Here is a 20,765-nt window from a genome sequence, read left to right on the forward strand (position 1 = left end):
TAATGAAAAGTATATCTATTGTATTATTGTTATTTTTTGCCTTTAGCGTGCAGGGGCAATTAAAGACTTCTATCGGGAAACCTGATTTTTCGGACTGGTCAGGAGCTTTGGAAATAAAAAACAACACTGCTGTAATTAAGTCTGGTGCTGTAATATCCTATCGTTATCCGGATGGAGAAAACTGGTCTAAAGGCTACCGGGATTTTTACCACGGCTACGATTGGAGCATATATAAAGGTTTATCATTAGAGGTTTACCAAAAAAACGAATCATCTGCGGAAATAGATATCACATTTAATGTTGCCAAAGAAAATACAGGAAAGCTCCAATGGGAAACTAAAGCAACAGTGCAGTTTTTTGGTAGTGGCTGGCACAATGTTTATGTACCTTGGAAAATGTTCAATTTGGAGGAAGGTCGAAGAGGAACACTGCAAGGTGTAAAAGAAATTAAACTGATTCCTAAATCAGATAAAAACACGCAACTGCAAATCCGTAATGTCGTTTTAACCAAAGGTGATGTGATCTCGTTAGAGGCTCCATTACAGGGACTTTCTACTGAAGCGGGTGGAAAAGTGCAATATGAAGTTGAAATAGGAAATGCGACAAACAAAACACAAAGAATACAACTCTTAATTCCGAGAGTGGGATGGGAGGCGATGGAAGCTGTTGCAAACCCATCAACCATTGAACTAAAACCTGGAGAAACAAAAAAATGCATGGTGGAAGTAAGTGTTCCGGCTTCTTTACCGCAAGGAGTTCGTGAAAAACAGGTGTTGAAAGTTGTACCCAACGGGAACGGAAGCGCATCTGCTACCTTGGCGTTTACCACGGCAGTTAAAGTCCCGTCACCGTTCATGGTGCATACGCTCGAAAATTGGGATAAAGTAATCGATAAAATAGGTAAATATGATTGGGCCAAAGAAGGGTTAGCTGAATATGAGGCAAAAGCCCAAAAGTGGAACGTGCCTGAATATACTACTGCTACACCGCCAATTGATGCCTTCCGCGGACCATACCTTTTTCATAATAACGAGGCTGGCAACATGATGAATTGTGCCATCGCCTATCGACTGACAGGAAATATGGAATATGCGCGAAAATGTGTCGAATTTTTGCGAAAACTTTCTGACGAGGAAAAAGGGTATCCTGTAACCTATCGTGTAAACCAAAACAACTTTGTGAAAGAGGGTGGTGTATTTCAGGATATTGCCCGAGGGTATGATATGATAATGGACTGTGGCTTGTTAACTAATGAAGACCACAAAAAAATGGAGAAAACTTTACGCTTATATATCGAAACAGCCATGTTGGGCAATGACAATGGCGGAATTAACAATTGGGATTTAAGTGAATTGGCAGGTGCGTTTTATGCTGCACTGGTCATCCAGGATTGGCACTTGGTAGATGGGTGCTTAAATTCACCATCCGGTATTTATCGCCAGTTTACACAAGGGGTAATGAGTGATGGTTGGTGGTACGAGTGTGCCGTAGGTTATAACCTTTGGTGTTCTACCATGTTCTCTGAAATGGCCATTGCCATGCGCCCCTGGGGCGAGAATTTTGTGGATGCACAATTGCCTATTGGTACTACGCCATATTATTCATTGTTACCCGAACGCATGAAACCGGGCTTGTACGGTATGAACTTCGATAAATGGGGTGCCATACATAAACCAAGTGTAGGTATTAAAGATATGTGGGATGCACTGATTCCATTTCTGGATTATCGCGGAGTAATGTTTGCTGTTAACGATGCCAAAGAAAGTTTGGTGGTGGGAGAACCATATGAGCTGGCTTATTACTTATATCGCGACCCTGAATATGCAGCGGTTATACAGCGCAGTACAACAAGAAACCTGTTGTACGGAGTACCCGAAGTGCCTATGGTTGAGTCTGAAAAGATAAAAAAATCGGCCTTCGCCGATAATATGGGGATTGTGCAGTTACGTTCGCAAACCCAAGGCCGTGAGCAGCGGGAACAAATACAGGCCGCCTTACACTACGGGACATTCGGTGGTTATCACGGTCACTTCGATAGAACCAACTTCTTAAGCATGATGCGCTATGGCCGCAGTTTCTATAACCCGGAAATGTATTGGTATGGGTATAAGTCGTATTTATATAAATTTTTGGTGCAAACATCTATCAATAAAAATATGGTGGCGGTTGACCAGAAAATGCAGGAGCCCAAAGAGAGTTTTCGTACGCTGTTCTATACTGGCGATATGATGCAGGCTACCGCAGTTGAAACCCAAGCACGGTGGAGCAACCCTCCCTATGGAGGAATGATTTATGGAGACAAAGCAGATTATACCTTTGCACAAAAGGCATGGGAAGAAGGCCGTTCGATACCGGTACCTGACAATGCACCTGAATATAGCAAACTCACTGACTTTACTAAGCCTGTTCTTCAGCGTCGTTTAATGGTCATGATGGACGATTACGTAGTATTGGCAGATTATATAAAAGCCGGGGAAGAACATACATACGATTGGCTATTTCAGATGAAAGGATTTAAAGAGATTATTGCGGATAAAGTCGAAATCAAAAAGCACGAAAATCAGATGAGCTTTGACCCGTTAAGCAGTGCTCAGTTTACCACCGATTGCAACTGGTACGCTACCGAAGGAACCTCCCGTGCTGTGTTCGAGATGTGTTTTGGCGACGGGTGCGATAATGACGGCGCACGAATGGAACACAGCGAAGATGGCCCTCTGAAAATAGACGTGTTTACCGCATGGCCCCAAAAAAATGAAGTCATGATTGGTACCGCCCCCGAATCCTTTGGGGTGAATAAACAACTTTGGTATTCCGTAAAAGCGGATGATGAAACACTGTTAAATGATAGTACCGGTGCATGGATATTGGGCAGCAAAAATATAGAATTAAATATTGAAGGCAAAAAACAACTTGTACTATCTACTCAATTAAAAAGCAAAACCAAAAACAATACCATTTTTTGGGGAAATGCCAGGTTGGTCCTGAAGGACGGTTCTGAGGTATCCATTTCTTCTCTAGATGCTAAATACAACAATATAATCCAACCGGAAAAAGGTCTGGATTACTATGGCGGACCAATTAAAGTTGGGGGGGAACCAATGCCTAACTCCACCCCGGGTATGCCCAAAAAGCATAGTGAATCGGGTGAAATTACGATCGATTTATCAGGAATGGATGCGGTAAGACTAGAAGCAAAAATTGGCGGTGATTTCCCGCTGGGTGATGAATCTTCACGAAGAAAAACGATGGCTGTGCGAACACAGGGACAAGATACAAGATACCTATCGGTGATTGAACCCTACGAAACAACATCGGTCATTAAATCGGTAACAGCTAAAAGCGCTGATGTATTAATAGTAGAATTATTAGATGGAAGAACGCAAGAAATTGTTATCACAGGTTTAAATGGAGATGGAAAGGATATTCAAGTTTCTTCAAAAGAATTTTTGAATGGAGAGCTTATTCGTGAGGAATCAAATAAATAAAAAATGAAAAAGATAAAACTTGCAGCAATACTAATTATTACACTGTTAACGCTGGCTTGCACTGATTCAAAAAACACAAAACAGCAGGACGTCCTAATATATGGAGGAACATCAGCAGCCATTACTGCTGCTGTGCAACTGGCACAAATGGATAAAGACGTGCTAATCGTGTGTCCCGAAAAGCACATCGGAGGCTTATCCGCCAGTGGTCTGGGTTTTACCGATGTAGGCGATAAAAGTGTAATTGGCGGTTTGTCGCGAGAGTTTTACCACCGCGTTTACATGCACTATCAAAATCCTGAAGCCTGGAAGTGGCAACCACGTAATGAATATGGAAATGTTGGCCAGGGAACTACTGCCATCAACGATAGTATGCAAACGATGTGGACTTTTGAGCCTCACGTAGCAGAAAATATTTTTGAAGCGTTGGTGGCGGAAAATAATATTACAATTTTACGCGACGAATGGCTCGATCGTGAAAACGGTGTAGTGGTGGAAGATGGTAAAATTAATTCCATCACCATGCTAAGCGGTAAAAAATTCAAAGCAGAAATATTTTTGGATGCCACTTACGAGGGCGACCTAATGGCTGCGGCTGGTGTAAGTTACCACGTTGGTCGTGAGGCCAATAGTGTTTATAACGAAACTTGGAATGGTGTTCAGTGCGGGCATTATCACCACAGTCATAATTTCCAGCAATTAAATATTAGTCCTTATATAATTCCCGACGACCCAACAAGCGGCGTCTTACCACGTATTTCAACCGAACCTCCGGGCGAAAATGGTTCCGGCGACAAACGTATTCAGGCTTATAATTACAGATTGTGTACCACCAGCGCCGAGGGTAATGTCGTTCCTTTTGAGAAACCGGAAAACTACGATCCTGCGCAATATGAGTTGTTGCGTCGTGTTTTTAGGGGTGGACGTACTTCCATGTTTGGAGGAGGCATAATTCCTAATGCAAAACGTGATGTGAACAATGTAGGGCCATTTAGTTCCGATAACATTGGAATGAATTACGATTATCCCGAAGCTTCGTACGAAGAAAGAAAGGTAATTCTCCAGGAACATATCGATTATCACAAAGGATTACTGTATTTCTGGTGTTACGATGAAAGCGTTCCTGAAAGCTTAAGGCTTAAAATGAGAAAATGGGGCTTGGCAAAAGATGAATTCGTGGATAACGGTCATTGGCCCTACCAAATTTATGTGCGCGAAGCCCGCCGTATGCTTGGCGATTTTGTAATGACCGAGAACGAAATAATGGGACGCCACAAAGTGGACAAACCTATAGGAATGGGCTCTTATACTATGGACTCGCATAATACACAGCGTTACATCACCGAACAAGGGTATGTACAAAACGAGGGAGATTTAGGTGTGGATGCCGACCAACCCTATCAAATTCATTTGGGAACAATAGTTCCTAAACGAGAGGAATGTAAAAACTTGTTGGTGCTAACAGCCGTTTCCAGCTCTCATATTGCATTTGGTTCAATCAGAATGGAGCCTGTGTTTATGATTTTAGGACAAAGTGCCGGGGTTTTAGCCGGTATGGCAGTAGAAAAAGGCGTGGATTTACATGAGGTTGCTTATGGTGAATTAGCTGATGAGCTTCACCATGTAGGACAGATATTAGATATTTCAGATAAATAATATATGATGCATAGGGCTTTTCAGTTGGTAGTATGGTTGTTATTAGGGTTGATACATATCGACGCACAGGTCATTAATGCCGGAATTGCAGGTAATACATCAACTCAATTGCTGGCCCGTATTGAAAACGATGTGTTAAAACATAAACCTGATTTGGTAATCGTAATGGTGGGCACCAACGATATGCTAAATTCGAGAAGGATGAATACTTATAAACAATATTCATCCAACCTTTCAGAAATTGTAAATAAATTAAAGCAAAACAATGCTCAAGTGGTTTTACTCGCTCCTCCACCTGTAGATTCTATCTACCTTTTTGAACGACACGACCGGACTGAATTTAAGGAACTGCCCAATGTAAAATTGGATTCAGTACGACATATTGTTGCACGAACTGCAAGAAAGAACCAAGTTTATTTTATCGACATATTCCAAAAATTTCAGGATCTTAATTTACCAAAGCACAATGAAGATGTCTTTATCATGAATCCGAATAATAGTGCTTATCGCGATGGCGTTCATCCTACGCGTCTGGGAAATTTTTTTGTTGCTGAAAATGTTTTCAATTTTTTGAAGAAAAATGATTTGATAAAAAAAGGAGATAGGGTGGTTTGTTTTGGCGATTCGATAACCAAAGGCTCAAAAGTGAAAGGAAGCGTTACTTCCGAAGGGGAAACTTATCCGGCGTATTTGCAAAAGAGTATTATGGATTACGTAGCTTCTGAGAAAATAACAGTAAAAGACAAACAAAATTGATATAATGAAAAAGTGGACAAAAATTATTCTTTTACAGTTTGTTGTTGGGTTGGTTTCTGCGCAGCAGTGGATACCCGACTTGGGAAACGGGAATTTTAAAAATCCCATTATTTATGCGGATTACTCTGATCCTGATCTAATAAAAGTAGGCGACGACTTTTATATGGTGTCTTCCAGTTTTAACTGCATGCCGGGCATACCCATCCTGCATTCCATGGATTTGGTAAACTGGGAAATCATCAATCACGTATATCAGAAATTGCCATTGGAAAAATATGATAAACCAGTTCATGGACAGGGTTGTTGGGCGCCATCCATCCGTTATCATAAGGGAAAATTTTACGTCTACTTTTGTACCCCTTACGATGGGTTATTCATGGCAACAACCGATGACCCGAGAAATGCATGGGAATTGACACATGTGGTTAAAACCGAATTGTGGGAAGATCCATGTCCACTTTGGGATGATGATGGCAATGCCTATCTGGTAAGAAGCCAATTATGCGGAAATGATCTTATTCTTCACAAAATGAGTACGGATGGCAAATCGCTATTAGACAATGGTGCTTTAATTTATCGGGACAGAGAAAATGATCCGACCATTGAGGGGCCTAAATTCTTAAAAAAGAATGGTTATTATTATATTTTGGCTCCGGCTGGCGGTGTAGGTCCGGGTTGGCAAACCGTTCTTCGTTCAAAAAATATTTACGGCCCCTACGAGCGTAAAACCGTATTGCATCAGGGCGATACCGAAATTAACGGCCCACATCAGGGCGGTCTGGTTGATTTGGAATCCGGCGAGTCGTGGTTCGCCCATTTTCAGGAACTTAAGCCGAATGGTAGAATTGTACACCTGAATAAAGTGGAATGGGTTGATGGTTGGCCAATGATGGGGAAGGACCTTAATAACGATGGTATTGGCGAGCCTTTAACAACTTATAATATGCCGGATGTGGGCAAAAAGTATCCCGTGAAAATTCCACAAACCACCGATGAGTTTAACGCTAAAAAAATCGGACTGCAATGGCAATGGCATGCCAATCCCCGGGACGATTGGTACTCAATGCGTGATAGCAAAGGTAGTTTAAGGTTAAATGCGGTGCAGAACATCACAAAAGCAGGGAATTTGTGGTACGCCCCCAATTTATTATTGCAAAAATTCCCTTCACCAAGATTTAAGGCCACCACCAAACTGAGCTTTAATGGTGATTTAGTTGGAGATAAAAGTGGCCTGGTTGTGATGGGCAGAAAATGGACAGCTTTGCAAATTGTCAAAACAGATGACGGTCTGAGCCTGGAGATGGTGAAGGGCGATAACGATAAGTGTGATGGAATTGCCAGTGTTGCCGAGAGTGTGGATATTGAAACGCAGACTGTATATCTGAGAGTTGTCATTGGCGATGATTATCTGGGTAAATATCAATACAGTTACGACGGTAAGGATTACGAGGAAATTGGTGAGGGCTTCAGAGCCAAGGAAGGGGTATGGATTGGTGCAAAAGTGGGCGTGTTCTGTGTGAATCCAAATATGTACGAAAGCGCTGGCTATGCCGTTTTTGATTGGTTTAGAGTGGAGTAATTATCAGTATGTCAGTGTGCGATATTGAAAATCGAGTATTTGATAAGGTGGCACTGGAGCAGGAAAAGTGAACACCGGAAATGAAAAACTAATACGTGTGTAAAAAATATATTGAAATGATAACGAATACGTTAGTTGGTATTGTTGTTTTTGTAATGTCTTTGCAGATAGGCCTGGCTCAAAACAATCCCATCGTAAAAAAAGGAGAACCCGGATTTTTATATGTAGCCGATCCTGCAGCCGAAGTGTACAATGGCAAAGTGTATGTATACTGTTCACACGATCAGGATACGGCTGTAAATTACAGTAGCATGCAGGATTATGTGGTGCTGGAATCGACTGATTTGAAAAACTGGACCAATCATGGCGTGGTACTAAAACCCCGTGAATATTCCTGGGCACATGGACAAATGAATGCGCCTGATGTGGCTTACAAGGATGGTTGGTATTATTTCTATTTCCCGTACGACAAAACACACATTGGGGTGGCCAAAAGCCGCAATCCCCAAGGACCCTGGGAAGAAGCCGTTACGGATAAAATTTCTTCTATTTTCGATCCCACCGTTTTTGTGGATGATGATGGACAGGCTTACATATACGGAAGTGATAACAAAATCAATATTGGGGACAAAGGGCGCCATGTTATGGGCGCCAAACTCAAGGACAATATGATTGAGCTGGATGGTCCCTGGCATAGGCTGAGTGAAGAACAGGTGAGTGAAGCAGTTCACTGTTTTAAGCGAAACGGCAAATATTACTTCATGGGTCGGAAAGGTTGGAGAACAGGTTACTGGATGGCCGACTCACCGCTGCCAACAAAGCCTTATGCCGAATTTAAAGGCTACATCACACCAACACAAAAAGATGCACCGGCACATATGTCAGCCATTGAATTTAAAGGGCAATGGTACTTTTTTTACCAACGTGGCGATGTGAATAATGGTACCTTCCACCGTCGTTCAGCTTGTTTTGATGAAATGAAATTTAATGAAGATGGGACGATTAAACCTGTAAAATACACCTTAGGGAAAGGTGTCGTAGTAAATGAACCTGTAACACCCATTAAATAAAATGATAAAAATGAAACCGATGCGAATTTGGATATCAGTTATATTACTTTTGGTAGTTGCTGCAGCTCAGGCACAATTCAGGCAAAATATTGGCGGATACGACTTTTCCGATTGGTCCGGAATAGAAAAAGTAAAAAAAGGGGCCGCCATAGTTGCCGGTGGAGATACCATTTCCTACACTTATGCCAATCAGAATAGGGTTTATTTCCCGGGAATTAGCCGGCCTTTCAATGGAGATGCTGCTGATTGGACAGAGTTCACAGGTCTGGCTTTTGACATTTATTTAAATTCTGAAACAGCAACACAGTTGGCTGCAATTCTAAAAGTCGATGAGCTTGATTATAGCGAGTTAAATCCAGTGAGTACGGCTAATTTTCGTTTAACAGGCAAAGGCTGGCATACAGTTTATCTTCCCTGGGACCGGTTTGATGTGGATGTAGGACAAAGAAGGGGAACGCTTTTCGCTGTAAAACATGTGTTGCTTACGGCTGCAACAAATAAAGACTGGCAGGTGCGCAATGTAAGAGTTACAAGGGGACTTACTACTTCATTAAAATCTGATATTCAAGGCAAATCCTCCGATGCCGGAAAAAAGGTAATATACGAATTTGATGTGGGTAACACCACCGATTACAAACAAGGTGTGCAGTTGATGTTGCAAACGCAGGGCTGGGAATCCATGGAGGCTAAACTAAGCGAAGAGGCTTTCGATTTAGTGCCAGGCGAGATTAAAAAGCTGCAACTTGAGGTGACTATCCCTGAAAATCTGCCAACAGGAATCCGCGAAAAACAAGTGGTAAGAGCCATGTCCAATGGTTTTGGTGCTAGCGATGTGAAACTGGAATTCATAACAGCTGTGCGCGTCCCAACACCCAATATTGTTTTTACTGCCGAAGGTTGGCAGGAGGTAAACGACAAAGTAGCGAAATACGACTGGGCCAGAAAAGGTTATGAAAACTATATAAGAAAAGCTGAAGGATGGAGGGTACCTGATGGGAACGATTTTTCTAAGATTGAAGGAAGACCGCTGGGAAAATCGATATTTAACACGAATGGGGCGGAATTTTACGATTGTGGTATCGCCTATCAGTTGACAAAAAACGAAGAATATGCTGCTAAATGTTTGAAGCTCCTACGTCGATTATCAGATCCAGAGACTGGTTATCCCGCCACATTGGTAGGTGGCAGCAACTCATTTGTTGGAGAAGGGAAATTCTGGCAGGCCGTAGGTCGCATGTACGATCTGGTAAGGGATAGCAAGCAATTCACTGAACAAGATCATAAACAGATATTGGCAACCTTCAGATTATTTGCCACACAAACCATTAAAGGAAACAGCAAAGGGGCGATCAGTAACTGGAACGTGGCCGAACTGACCGCTGCTTTTTATTGTGCCATGAACCTGCAGGATTGGCATTTGATAGAGCAACTGCTTTCCGGCCCAACTGGAATTTATAAGCATCTGGAACATGGTATTATGAACGACGGTTGGTGGTATGAATGTGCTGTAGGCTATAATACCTGGGTGGCTTCCGAATTTTCGGAAATTGCCATCGCCCTACAACCCTGGGGAATCAACTTTAAAGACATGCAATTTCCTTTGGGAACCTCAAAACATTTCTCGCTCTTGGCCAGCCGCCGACAAGGTGGCATCATGGGGATGGAGTTTGAAAAGTGGGGAAATATGGAACGCAATTATGTGCGCATAAAAGATATGTGGGATGCATCCATCCCGTATATTGATTTTAGGGGAGTACTACCTGCGATCAACGATGCGGTGGAAGACAAAGTATCGGGAAAGTCTTATGAATTGGCCTATTACCTCTATCGCGATCCTGAATACGCCGCCATAATAAATAGAGGCAATGGTCGTGACTTGTTGTATGGTGTAACTGATTTACCAGATGTGACATCCGAAAAAATGAAACAATCGGCTTATGCGGATAACATGGGTGTTGTTATGTTGCGTTCACAAACCAAAGACCGCGAACAGCGCGAACAAATACAGGCAGCACTTCATTACGGTTCGCATGGTGGTTACCATGGTCATTTCGACCGTACCAGTTTGGTAAACATGACCCGTTATGGACGTAGCTTTTACGGAACATTGGCCTACTGGTTTCGTTACCAAAGTTACTTGTACAAATTCTGGAAGCAAACGTCTGTCAATAAAAATATGGTGGTGGTGGATGAGAAAATGCAGCTCCCTGTGCAAAACGCAAGAACTTTGTTCCATTCGGGCGACATGATGCAAGCCACTGCAATTGAAACCAATTCCAGGTGGAGTTATCCTCCTTACGGTGGTATTCCTTCCCCAGACCGTACTTTCGCTCAAAAAATGTGGGACGAAAGCCGTACCATTGCCATGCCCGAAAATGCGCCCGGCTTCGGTGAGGTTAGCGGGTACACCGAACCTGTGATGCAACGACGTGCTTTGGTGGTCATGGACGATTATATTGTATTGGCCGATTACCTGGAAGGAGAAGAAGAACATCAGTTCGACTGGATGTTACAAATTAAAGGATTCAAGGACATCACAGCCGAGAAAATAGAATACGCACGCCACACCAGCCAAATGAATACCGATCCGCTTGGTAGTGCCCAATTCATCACCGATTGCCATTGGTGGAAAACAGAAGGAACTTCAAAAGCGATGTATGAAATGTGTTGGGGCGAAGGATGTGATAACAAAGGACTTCGTTACCCACACGGACTGGAAGGGCCTCTGAAAATTGATGTTCACAATGCATGGCCTTTAAAAAAGGAAGTGATGGTAGGGACATCTACCCAAAGTATTAATGTCAATAAAAAAATGTGGTATACTGTAGCTGCCGATGGAGAAGAACTGCTTAACGACAGCACCGGTGCCTGGATTTTGGGCAGCCAGGCAATTGAACTGAACCTTATTGGGAAAAAGCGACTGGAGCTTATAACAAAAACAGAGAAAAAGATAAATAACAATACCCTTTTCTGGGGGGATGCGAAACTGATACTCAAAGATGGATCTGAAGTTTTTGTATCCTCGCTTCCTGTGAAGTACGAGAATGTATTGTTGCCTGACGCAGAAGGCTTAGATTATTACGGTGGCCCTATAAAAATACAGGGCGAGTTGATGAGCAACTCCACCCCGGCTATGCCAGAGGATTTAAAACAAGCCGCAAAAGTAGTGGTTGATCTTACTGGATTGGATGTAGTCGCTTTTAAAGCTAAAGTAGGGGGAGACTATCCATTAGGAAACGAAGCAGCCAGACTTAAAAATATGGCAGTGCGTACCTACGGCAAAAAGGCGCGCTACCTGGCCGTGATTGAACCCTACGAAACTGAAGCTTTGGTGAAATCTGTGACAGCAAAAAGCGAAAATGAGCTGGTGGTTGAATTAAATGATGGACGAGTTCAGGAAATTACCATTTGGGGTCTTGAAGGTGATGGGAAAAATATAAAAATTTCCACAAAAGAATTGTTGAATGGTGAAGTAATAAGAGAAGAAGAATCTAATTAATCATCTGGGGTGACTAATGATAAAATGAAAAAGTATGTTATTATTCAGAATGTTTTTATTGAGTGTAATCAAACCTTTTGTGCATGCTAAGTTCAGTTGTTTTTGAATAATCTGGTAATTGACAAAAACAAAGAATTTCCCGATTTGGAAGAAAATGGGTACTCCATTATCAACATTATTGTTGGTGCGGATAAAATAAAGTTAGAGCCTATTCCTTTTGAAAAAAAGGATTGAGAGATAAGTAATGAAAGCGAAGCATATCAAAATAATTAGTGCCTTTGGCAAAGTGGGTTTAATACGAACATGATTGCAACATGTATACCTGCTTACGCATTGTTTATATTGTATATAACAAATATTTCAGTAGACACAAGTAAAAAGATTAAGGAATTTGAATGCAGATGAAAATAAAATTACTTGCACACAACAATATGTTTGAATATGTGATGCATTAACATACAACATAGAAAACATTGGTGATAAAATACAATATTAATATGATACACAACTTAACTCCTGTAATAATTATTTTAATGGCACTTTCAGTCAGTGCTCAGACAGAATCGAATGGAAAATTTAAATATCAAGATGTTACCATTGATTTTGAAACAAGGGCAAAAGATTTGGTTAGCCTAATGACTCTGGATGAAAAGATTGCTCAATTAGGAGACCATGCTCCAGCCATTCCTCGATTAGGTGTGCCGGAATATAACTGGTGGAATGAATGTTTACATGGGGTGGCACGTTCAGGAATAGCCACCATGTTTCCCCAGGCCATTGGTATGGCTGCTACTTTCGATACCGACATGATGAAGAAAGTAGCCGATGTGATTAGCGATGAAGCACGTGCAAAACATCACGACGCTGTTCGTAAAGGGAATTTCAATAGATATTATGGCTTAACCTATTGGTCGCCTAATATTAATATATTCAGAGATCCTCGCTGGGGGCGGGGTCATGAAACTTATGGTGAAGACCCTTACCTTACCGGACAAATGGGCATACAGTTTGTGAAAGGTTTACAGGGCAATGATTCAAAATATATGAAACTCGTTGCTACGCCTAAACACTTTGCGGTACACAATGGGCCGGAACCGGAGAGACATGTTTTTAACGCTACACCCAATTCGCGCGATTTATGGGAAACGTATTTACCTGCATTCGAGGATCTGATTGTAGATGCCAAAGCATATTCTATTATGGGGGCTTACAATCGTGTGGATGGGGAATCGTCTTGTGCAAGCTGGTTGCTTCTCGAAGATATTTTGCGTAATAAATGGGGCTTCGAAGGCTATGTGGTTTCCGATTGTGGGGCGATTAGAGATATTCATGCCTTCCATAAAATTGTAAATACGCCCGAAGAAGCCGCTGCAATTGGCGTACGCAAAGGCTGCGATTTAAACTGTGGATCAGTGTATCAAAAGTATCTGAAAAATGCGGTTGAATTGGGTTTGATCGATGAAGGTGAGATCGATTTGTCTGTTTATCGTTTGGTATTGGCAAAAATGAAATTGGGTATGTTTGATCCGGCAGAAAGTGTGCCGTATGCCAAAATCCCTATGGCGGTTAATGACAGTAAACCCCATGATGAAATGGCCTTAGCCATGGCGCATAAATCGATGACTTTATTGAAGAATGATGGAATCCTTCCTTTGAATAAGCGTAAGTTAAAAAGAATGGCAGTAGTAGGTCCAAATGCAGATAATATTAGGGCGTTACGGGGCAACTATTTTGGAACAGCATCTAACCCGGTTACCGTGATTGATGGTATAAAGAAAGCTGTTGGCGCAGATGTAAAAGTGAGTTATGCAGAAGGAGTTCCACTGGTAATATATGATATCTCTAATAAAAAGTTTCCGGTAATTGATGCTAAGTACCTATCTACAGTTGATGAGAACGGGGAAATGGTAGAAGGCTTGACCGGGTATTATTTTAATAACATGAACCTGGAAGGAGAAGCCGATTTTATGCGAGTAGATCCTCAAATAAAATTTAAATGGACCGGTGAAGTATCACCAACAAGTACGGAAGTCGCTCAGGGGATTATCAGTCCGGATAAAGCGATAGCGGATGATGCCTTTTCTGTTAGCTGGACGGGTAAATTGCAAGCGCCAATGACAGGTATGTATAAACTGGGGGTAGCCTCAGATGATGGATGTCGTCTTTGGATTGATGGTAAAAAGATGGCTGATGGTTGGTCTAATCATGCTATGGAGCCATTTGTAGGAGAGATTCATTTGGAAAAAGGACGCTCTTATGATATTAAGGTAGACTATTACGAAAATACAGGTGGTGGTGAGGTGAACCTTATTTGGGAAACACCAGAACATCTTGCTAAAACTACGATTGATCCTACCGTCTTATCTAAAGAAACTTTAGCGGAAGTTAAAAATGCAGATGTTGCCATATTTGTTGGAGGATTAGATGCTACATGGGAGGGTGAAGAGATGAGAGGACGAGACAATATTGATGGTTTTAATCGGGGTGATCGTACTAAAATTGAACTGCCACAAACCCAGATGAAAGCTTTAAAAGCGATGAAGGAAACCGGAACTCCTGTCATTTTCGTCTTAATGTCAGGCAGCGCTATGTCTTTCGATGGATTGGAAGAAGAATTAAATGCGATCCTAATGGCCTGGTATCCCGGTCAACGAGGCGGGGATGCTGTGGCAGATGTGTTATTTGGTGATTACAATCCAGCAGGTCGCTTGCCCATTACCTTTTACTCCTCAACCGATGAATTGGCAGATTTTAAGGATTATAACATGCGTGCCGGTAAAGGTTTTACTTATAGGTATTACACTGGAGAAGCATTATATCCATTTGGGCATGGTCTGAGTTATACCAGTTATCAATATTCCGATCTAAGTGTAGATAAAACGACCCTAAGCAGTTCCGATATGCTGTCGGTATCGATAAAGGTTAAAAATACAGGAAACTTGGATGGGGAAGAAGTGGTGCAGCTTTATATAAAAGATGTAAAATCGGATACATGGATGCCGGTAAAACAAATGCGAAAATTTGAACGGATATCTCTTAAAAAAGGAGAAACAAAAACAGTTAATTTTGAATTAAATGTGAACGAAGATTTTCGGTATTACGATTCCATGTGTCGCGAATATATGGTGGAACCCGGAGAGTTTGAAATTCAGGTGGGTGCATCCAGCGAAGATATCCGATTGAAAGAAATTATTACTGTTGAGGAGTAAAAATCTTGATTGCAATAATCTGATACTCCCGTTAAATAGAGGTCAATTATCAACTGAAGGGAGAATTGGTTTGCTGCATATGTACACCGTTCTGCACGCTATAAGAATTTTAAGGTTAGGACGAATTGAAATTTGGAGCATGAGCCTTTCCCCTCCTTTTTGAGGAAAAGGATACCAACGAACCTGGTGGGGAGGAAAAAATAATACGAAAAGAAATATGCCAACTATAAATACTAAAATGAAAAAAGTACAAATCATTCTGTTGAGCACCATACTGATGGCTGCAAATTTTGTTTACGCACAAAAAGCAACCCTAATCTACACCACGCCGGGTGAGCGCTGGGTGGAAGCAAAAAAAGCAGTCAAAATTAACAAAGCTGTTGAAGAAGCAGATATCACTGTTTTTACCAATGAAAAACTTCAGGTGATGGATGGTATCGGGGGCGCTTTTAACGAGTTGGGATGGACGGCTATTCAGGCACTTCCAAAAGATAACCAAAAAGAAATATTCAATGCCTTGTTTTCTGAAAGGGGTTGTAACTTTTCGATGTGCCGTATGCCGTTAGGAGCCAGCGATTATGCCCTGAGTTATTATTCCAGCAACGATGTCCCGGAAGATTTTGAAATGCGGGATTTTAATATCGATCGCGACAAATTTATCCTGATTCCATACATCAAAGAAGCCTTAAAAGTTCGTCCCGATCTATTGGTTTGGGCTTCTCCGTGGTCGCCTCCGGCCTGGATGAAAGTGAATGAACATTATGCCATGACTAGCGGGGAATTTGGAAATGCTATTGCAGGAAATAAAATGGTGGAGGGAGCTCAAATTTTCAACAATGCTACGGCTTTTAAAATGCAGGAGAGATATTTAAAAGCTTATGCTCTTTATTTCTCGAAATTTGTTCAGGCGTGCGAAAACGAAGGCGTATCGCTGTTTGCCATTCAACCTCAAAATGAAGTGGCTTTTCAACCCAACTGGCCAAGCTGTACCTGGAGACCAGAAGATATGGCCTATTTTATTGGCGAATTTTTAGGGCCACAATTTGAAAAAGATAATTTGAATGCTGAGATTTGGCTGGGTACCATCAATGCCGGGGATCCACAGTATGTGCGCACGATTCTTGAACACAAGACGGCTCCAAAGTATATTGCAGGTGTTGGTTTTCAATGGGGGGGTGCTCGATCAATACCTACCATCAATAAAGAATTCAAGAACCTTAAACTTATGCAAACCGAAAATAAGTGTGGTGAGCACGAAAATGATTGGACTTCTGTGGAACGGTCGTGGAAAGATATGATGCATTATTTCCGCAATGGGGCAGGCTCATATATGTATTGGAATATGGTTCTCGATGAATCAGGGAAAAGTGCCTGGGGCTGGCCGCAAAACTCAATGGTGGTTGTAGACCAGGATGCACAGGAAGTTATCTATACCGACGAGTTTTACTTATTTAAGCACCTGTCTCATTTTGTGCAGCCAGGTGATTATATGCTGAAGTCGGAAGGTGAGAATCACCTGGCCTTTGACTTGGGTGATGGAAGAATTGTGCTGATGATTTACAATCCTGAAGAAACAACAAAAACAGTTAAGGTTAAAGTTGGAGAAATAGATATCTCGGTTGAATTACAATCTACTTCGATAAATTCGGTAATTGTACAGTAAAACTAAGTTTATGAAAATTAAAGTCAGTATACTTTTGTTTGTTCTTGCTGTAACAGCAGGTGCTCAAAATAAAATTTACAACAATTTGGGTGAAGCCCCCGTTGATGGCGGGCTTCAAATGGAAGACTACTGGGTTTGGGGTAGTTCGGTAATTAAAGGAGAAGACGGCAAGTACCATATGTATGCTTCACGTTGGCCAAAATATTTGAGATTTCATCCGGGATGGATGATAGCTTCCGAAATTGCACATGCTGTTTCAAATACACCAGAGGGGCCTTACAAATTTAGTGATGTTGCACTTGGTGATCGCGGAGCTCAGTTTTGGGATGGTCGCTCATGTCATAATCCTAAAATCGTAAAGCATAAAGATGAGTATATTCTCTATTATATGGGCTCAACACATCCATTTGAAGAAGTTACCCGGGAAAATGCAAATGAACTCACCTTATCCAGCAAATGGTGTATTATAGGTCGTTGGGGTAAACGTGTGGGTGTGGCAACATCCAAAAGTCCGTATGGACCATGGAAACGTTTGGATGCGCCCATCCTGGATGTAAAACCCAATTCTTTCTACAGTTATCTGACCTCCAATCCATCACCTCTGATTAAAGAAGATGGATCGGTGGTGTTACTTTTTAAAGGTCGCAGCTACCAGGAGGATGAAATAAGGCATAGCAATATGTTTATTGGGGTTGCTACAGCACCTTCCTATAAAGGACCATATGCAGTTAAGGGAGCTGAACCGTTGTTCTCTGAAGAAAAATTTGGTGTGGTTGAAGATCCGCACTTATGGAGCGATGACGAGGGGTATCATATGATTGCCAAGGATATGTCTGGTAAAATTGGAGGTAGCCATCATGGAGGGATTTTGGCTCACTCAAAAGATGGTATTGATTGGGTCTTGGATAAAAGTCCTTTAGCCTACACGCGCGAAGTGACCTGGAGCAATGGTAAAACAATTAAGCAAGGGCAGCTTGAACGTCCATTTGTGTTTGTTGAGGATGGTAAGCCCACCCACATATTTTTTGCTGCCATGGATGGCCCGGGAGGATTTGGTAACGGAACCAAAACGTGGAATATCGTAATTCCGTTAAATAAGAACCAATAGATTCGTCAAAGACAATTTATATAAAAAATATATCGTTATGTCTCGACCATATAAATTATCAACATATTTTCTTTTTGGTTTGCTGCTTGTGTCTTCCTCGTGTGGTAAATTTAAATATGCCTTAGAAACCAAGGATCATACAGTTAGCATTCAGATGGATAGCCTGCACATTCATATCCAAATGATAGATGAGTCCATCATTCATGTTCAAAAAAGCTTGTCCGGAGTTGAAGTTCAGGAACTCCCGGATTATGTGACCGTTCTTGAACCTCAAAATGTTGACTGGGAATTGACGGAAACCAATGATCAGGTGGCCATTAGTACAGATGCAGTAAAGGTTCTGGTAAACAGCGATGGTACTATAGAGTACCAGGATGCCGATGGGAAGCAGTTACTATCTGAAAGCAAGCAGCTAACTTATATACTTCCAGCCTCTGAAGACGGAAACATGGTTTCGCAAGCCTTTGTGGCAGGTGAGGAGGCGCTGTACGGTCTGGGACAGTTCCAAAGTGGCGTGATGAACTGGAAAAATGTCCCCATTCGCCTACAGCAGTACAACCAGGAAATTGCCATCCCATTTTTGGTCTCTACAAAAGGCTACGGTATTTACTGGCACAATTATAGTCTTACTGATTTTAACGAGCCACAAAATGAAATACAGTTTGCTATGGAAGTGGCTGTTGAAAACAAGGTAGAAAAGCAGTTGGTGCCAAGCGATGGCGAAAAAGAAAACGTGGCTGCCTATGCTTCCAAAGAGGCGATAGAAAAAAATATTCGTGAAACCACCTTCACGCCGGGCAAATCCGGGGAATACACTTTTATGGCACTAAGTGACCATACAGGACGCATGCGCGGGGAGATTAAGGTAACCATAGATGGGGATGATATCATCAACTACTCCACGATATGGATGCCCAGAAGGTATTCGGGTAAAAAGTATTTGCAAGCCGGCAAGACCTACAAGGTGACCTTCCAGAACACCGGAGCACGAATTCCGGGGCGATTGTTCTACAATGAGCCCGATTTCAACCTGACAGTTTTTAGCAGCCAAATAGGAAATAACATTGATTACTATTTTGTCCATGGCGAAAACCCGGGAGAAGTGATTGCCCAAAACCAAAAGCTCACCGGAATGGCGCCAATGTTCTCCAAAGCCGCCTACGGATTCTGGCAGTGCCGCGAAAGGTATCACAACCAGGCAGAGTTATTGGAGAATGCCAGGGAAATGAGGGAAAGAAAAATTCCAGTAGATTATATCGTGCAGGATTGGTTTTATTGGCCTAAGGGAACAAAGGGGCCCGAATGGGACCGGAATAAGTTTCCGGATGCTAAAGCGATGGTAGATGAGTTAAGTGATTTGAATATGAAGCTGATGGTTTCTGTATGGCCCGAGATAAAAAACGATCCTTTGGTAGATAAATATGACCTTGCAATAATCCCTACCAGCAATTACGTGGATATATACGATTCGGGAGTTAGCAAACGCTTTTATCGCATGTTGAGCGATTCCATGTATCACCTGGGCGTAAGTTCTATTTGGCTGGACGGAACGGAACCTGAAGGCGTCAAAAACACAAAAGCCAAAACAGCTGTTGGCCCCTTCGAGGTAGTGCATAACACCTATTCGCTGGAGGTTACCAGGGCCATGTACGAGGGCCGGCGCAAAGAATTCCCCGACGAGCGGGTTTTCAACCTTACCCGTTCGGCATATTCCGGACAACAGCGATACGGAGCCACCTCGTGGTCCGGAGATACAGAAGCTAGCTGGGAACAATTTTCGGAACAAATTGTTGCAGGCCTCAATTTTACGATGGCAGGCGTACCTTACTGGACACATGATATCGGAGGCTTCTTTAGAGATTCAAAATCAATAAACCCGCAGTTTGACAGTCAATATACCAATCCAGAATTTATTGAGTTGTTGACCCGCTGGTTTCAGTTCGGTGCTTTCTGCCCTGTTTTTCGAATCCACGGCTATGTTTCGCAGACTGAGATCTGGCGTTATGATGAGGCTTTTGAAAACACGGCCCGAAAATTCATTGACCTGCGTTATCAGCTCATGCCTTACATCTATTCCCAGGCCTGGCAAATTACCCGTAACAGCCGACAATTAATGAGCCCGCTTGTTTATCACTACCCGAAAGATAAAAATACCTGGGAAATCAAAGATCAGTTGTTTTTTGGCGAATCGATCATGGTTGGGTTGGTGACGGAGTATAAGCAACGTGAAAAAGACATTTACCTTCCCCAAGGTGATTGGTTCAACTTCTGGACGGGGGAGCAATTGCAAGGAGGCCAAACCGTAACGGTTGATGCGCCACTCCATGAAACACCGGTGTTTGTGAAGGCGGGATCGATTATCCCAATGGGGCCCAAGGTGCAGTATGCAACACAGCCTACCAATGAGCCTATCCGAATTAAGGTGTATCCCGGAAATGATGCAGCGTACACACTTTATATGGACGACAGTGAAAGCTACGATTATGAAAAAGGGGAGTATTCAGAGCTTGTTCTCTCTTATTCAGAAGAAAGCAAAGAACTAAGCATCAAAAATGGAGAAGGGGATTTCATCAATTTTAAAGAAACGCCAATAGATTTAATCGTTGAAGTGATTGGTTACGAAAAAGAAAATAAACTGACGTATAGCGGTGTTGATAAGGTGGTTAAATTGTAGTTGCTGAAATTTAAACCGGAAGATCGATGAAAAGACCCATGAGATAAGTTTCTCTCACCACTTTCC

At 42.1% G+C, this 20,765-nt stretch carries 11 protein-coding genes; all 11 read left to right on the top strand.

Going from position 1 to position 20,765, the window contains the following annotated elements:
* Nucleotides 1-2: 2 nt before the first annotated feature.
* The 11 genes from ACT29I_RS05590 to ACT29I_RS05640 all read left to right on the top strand — a co-directional run bounded on the left by ACT29I_RS05590 (nt 3) and on the right by ACT29I_RS05640 (nt 20,699).
* Nucleotides 3-3,485: an alginate lyase family protein gene (locus tag ACT29I_RS05590; RefSeq protein ID WP_430933452.1), complete on the top strand. Its 3,483-nt coding sequence runs from the start codon at nt 3-5 to the stop codon at nt 3,483-3,485.
* Nucleotides 3,486-3,488: 3 nt separating this feature from the next.
* A complete protein-coding gene (locus ACT29I_RS05595) occupies nt 3,489-5,141 on the top strand; it encodes an FAD-dependent oxidoreductase (protein WP_430933451.1) in 1,653 nt (550 codons plus the stop codon).
* Between the two features lie 3 nt (nt 5,142-5,144).
* Nucleotides 5,145-5,897 carry an SGNH/GDSL hydrolase family protein gene (locus tag ACT29I_RS05600; protein ID WP_444792880.1) on the top strand — a complete coding sequence of 251 codons (753 nt, stop codon included), beginning with the start codon at nt 5,145-5,147 and terminating at the stop codon, nt 5,895-5,897.
* Between the two features lie 4 nt (nt 5,898-5,901).
* Nucleotides 5,902-7,476, top strand: coding sequence for a glycoside hydrolase family 43 protein (locus ACT29I_RS05605; RefSeq protein ID WP_444792881.1), 1,575 nt, complete (start codon nt 5,902-5,904; stop codon nt 7,474-7,476).
* Between the two features lie 116 nt (nt 7,477-7,592).
* A complete protein-coding gene (locus ACT29I_RS05610) occupies nt 7,593-8,546 on the top strand; it encodes a family 43 glycosylhydrolase (protein ID WP_444792882.1) in 954 nt (317 codons plus the stop codon).
* Between the two features lie 19 nt (nt 8,547-8,565).
* Nucleotides 8,566-12,045 carry a COG1470 family protein gene (locus tag ACT29I_RS05615; RefSeq protein WP_444792883.1) on the top strand — a complete coding sequence of 1,160 codons (3,480 nt, stop codon included), beginning with the start codon at nt 8,566-8,568 and terminating at the stop codon, nt 12,043-12,045.
* Nucleotides 12,046-12,147: 102 nt separating this feature from the next.
* Nucleotides 12,148-12,279, top strand: a complete 132-nt coding sequence (locus tag ACT29I_RS05620; protein ID WP_444792884.1) for a hypothetical protein — start codon at nt 12,148-12,150, stop codon at nt 12,277-12,279.
* A 263-nt stretch (nt 12,280-12,542) separates the two neighbouring features.
* Nucleotides 12,543-15,254: a glycoside hydrolase family 3 C-terminal domain-containing protein gene (locus ACT29I_RS05625; protein WP_444792885.1), complete on the top strand. Its 2,712-nt coding sequence runs from the start codon at nt 12,543-12,545 to the stop codon at nt 15,252-15,254.
* A gap of 238 nt (nt 15,255-15,492) precedes the next feature.
* Complete coding sequence (locus ACT29I_RS05630) at nt 15,493-16,917, top strand: glycoside hydrolase family 30 protein (RefSeq protein ID WP_430933443.1); 1,425 nt, start codon at nt 15,493-15,495, stop codon at nt 16,915-16,917.
* 10 nt (nt 16,918-16,927) lie between these two features.
* On the top strand, nt 16,928-18,025 hold the full coding sequence (locus ACT29I_RS05635; RefSeq protein WP_444792886.1) for a glycoside hydrolase family protein: 1,098 nt from the start codon (nt 16,928-16,930) through the stop codon (nt 18,023-18,025).
* A gap of 37 nt (nt 18,026-18,062) precedes the next feature.
* Nucleotides 18,063-20,699 (top strand): TIM-barrel domain-containing protein, encoded by a 2,637-nt coding sequence (locus ACT29I_RS05640; protein ID WP_444792887.1) that lies wholly within the window; start codon nt 18,063-18,065, stop codon nt 20,697-20,699.
* The last annotated feature ends 66 nt before the right edge of the window (nt 20,700-20,765 follow it).

Origin of the sequence: Saccharicrinis sp. GN24d3, assembly GCF_052400645.1 — a bacterium.
Lineage (GTDB): Bacteria > Bacteroidota > Bacteroidia > Bacteroidales > Marinilabiliaceae > Saccharicrinis.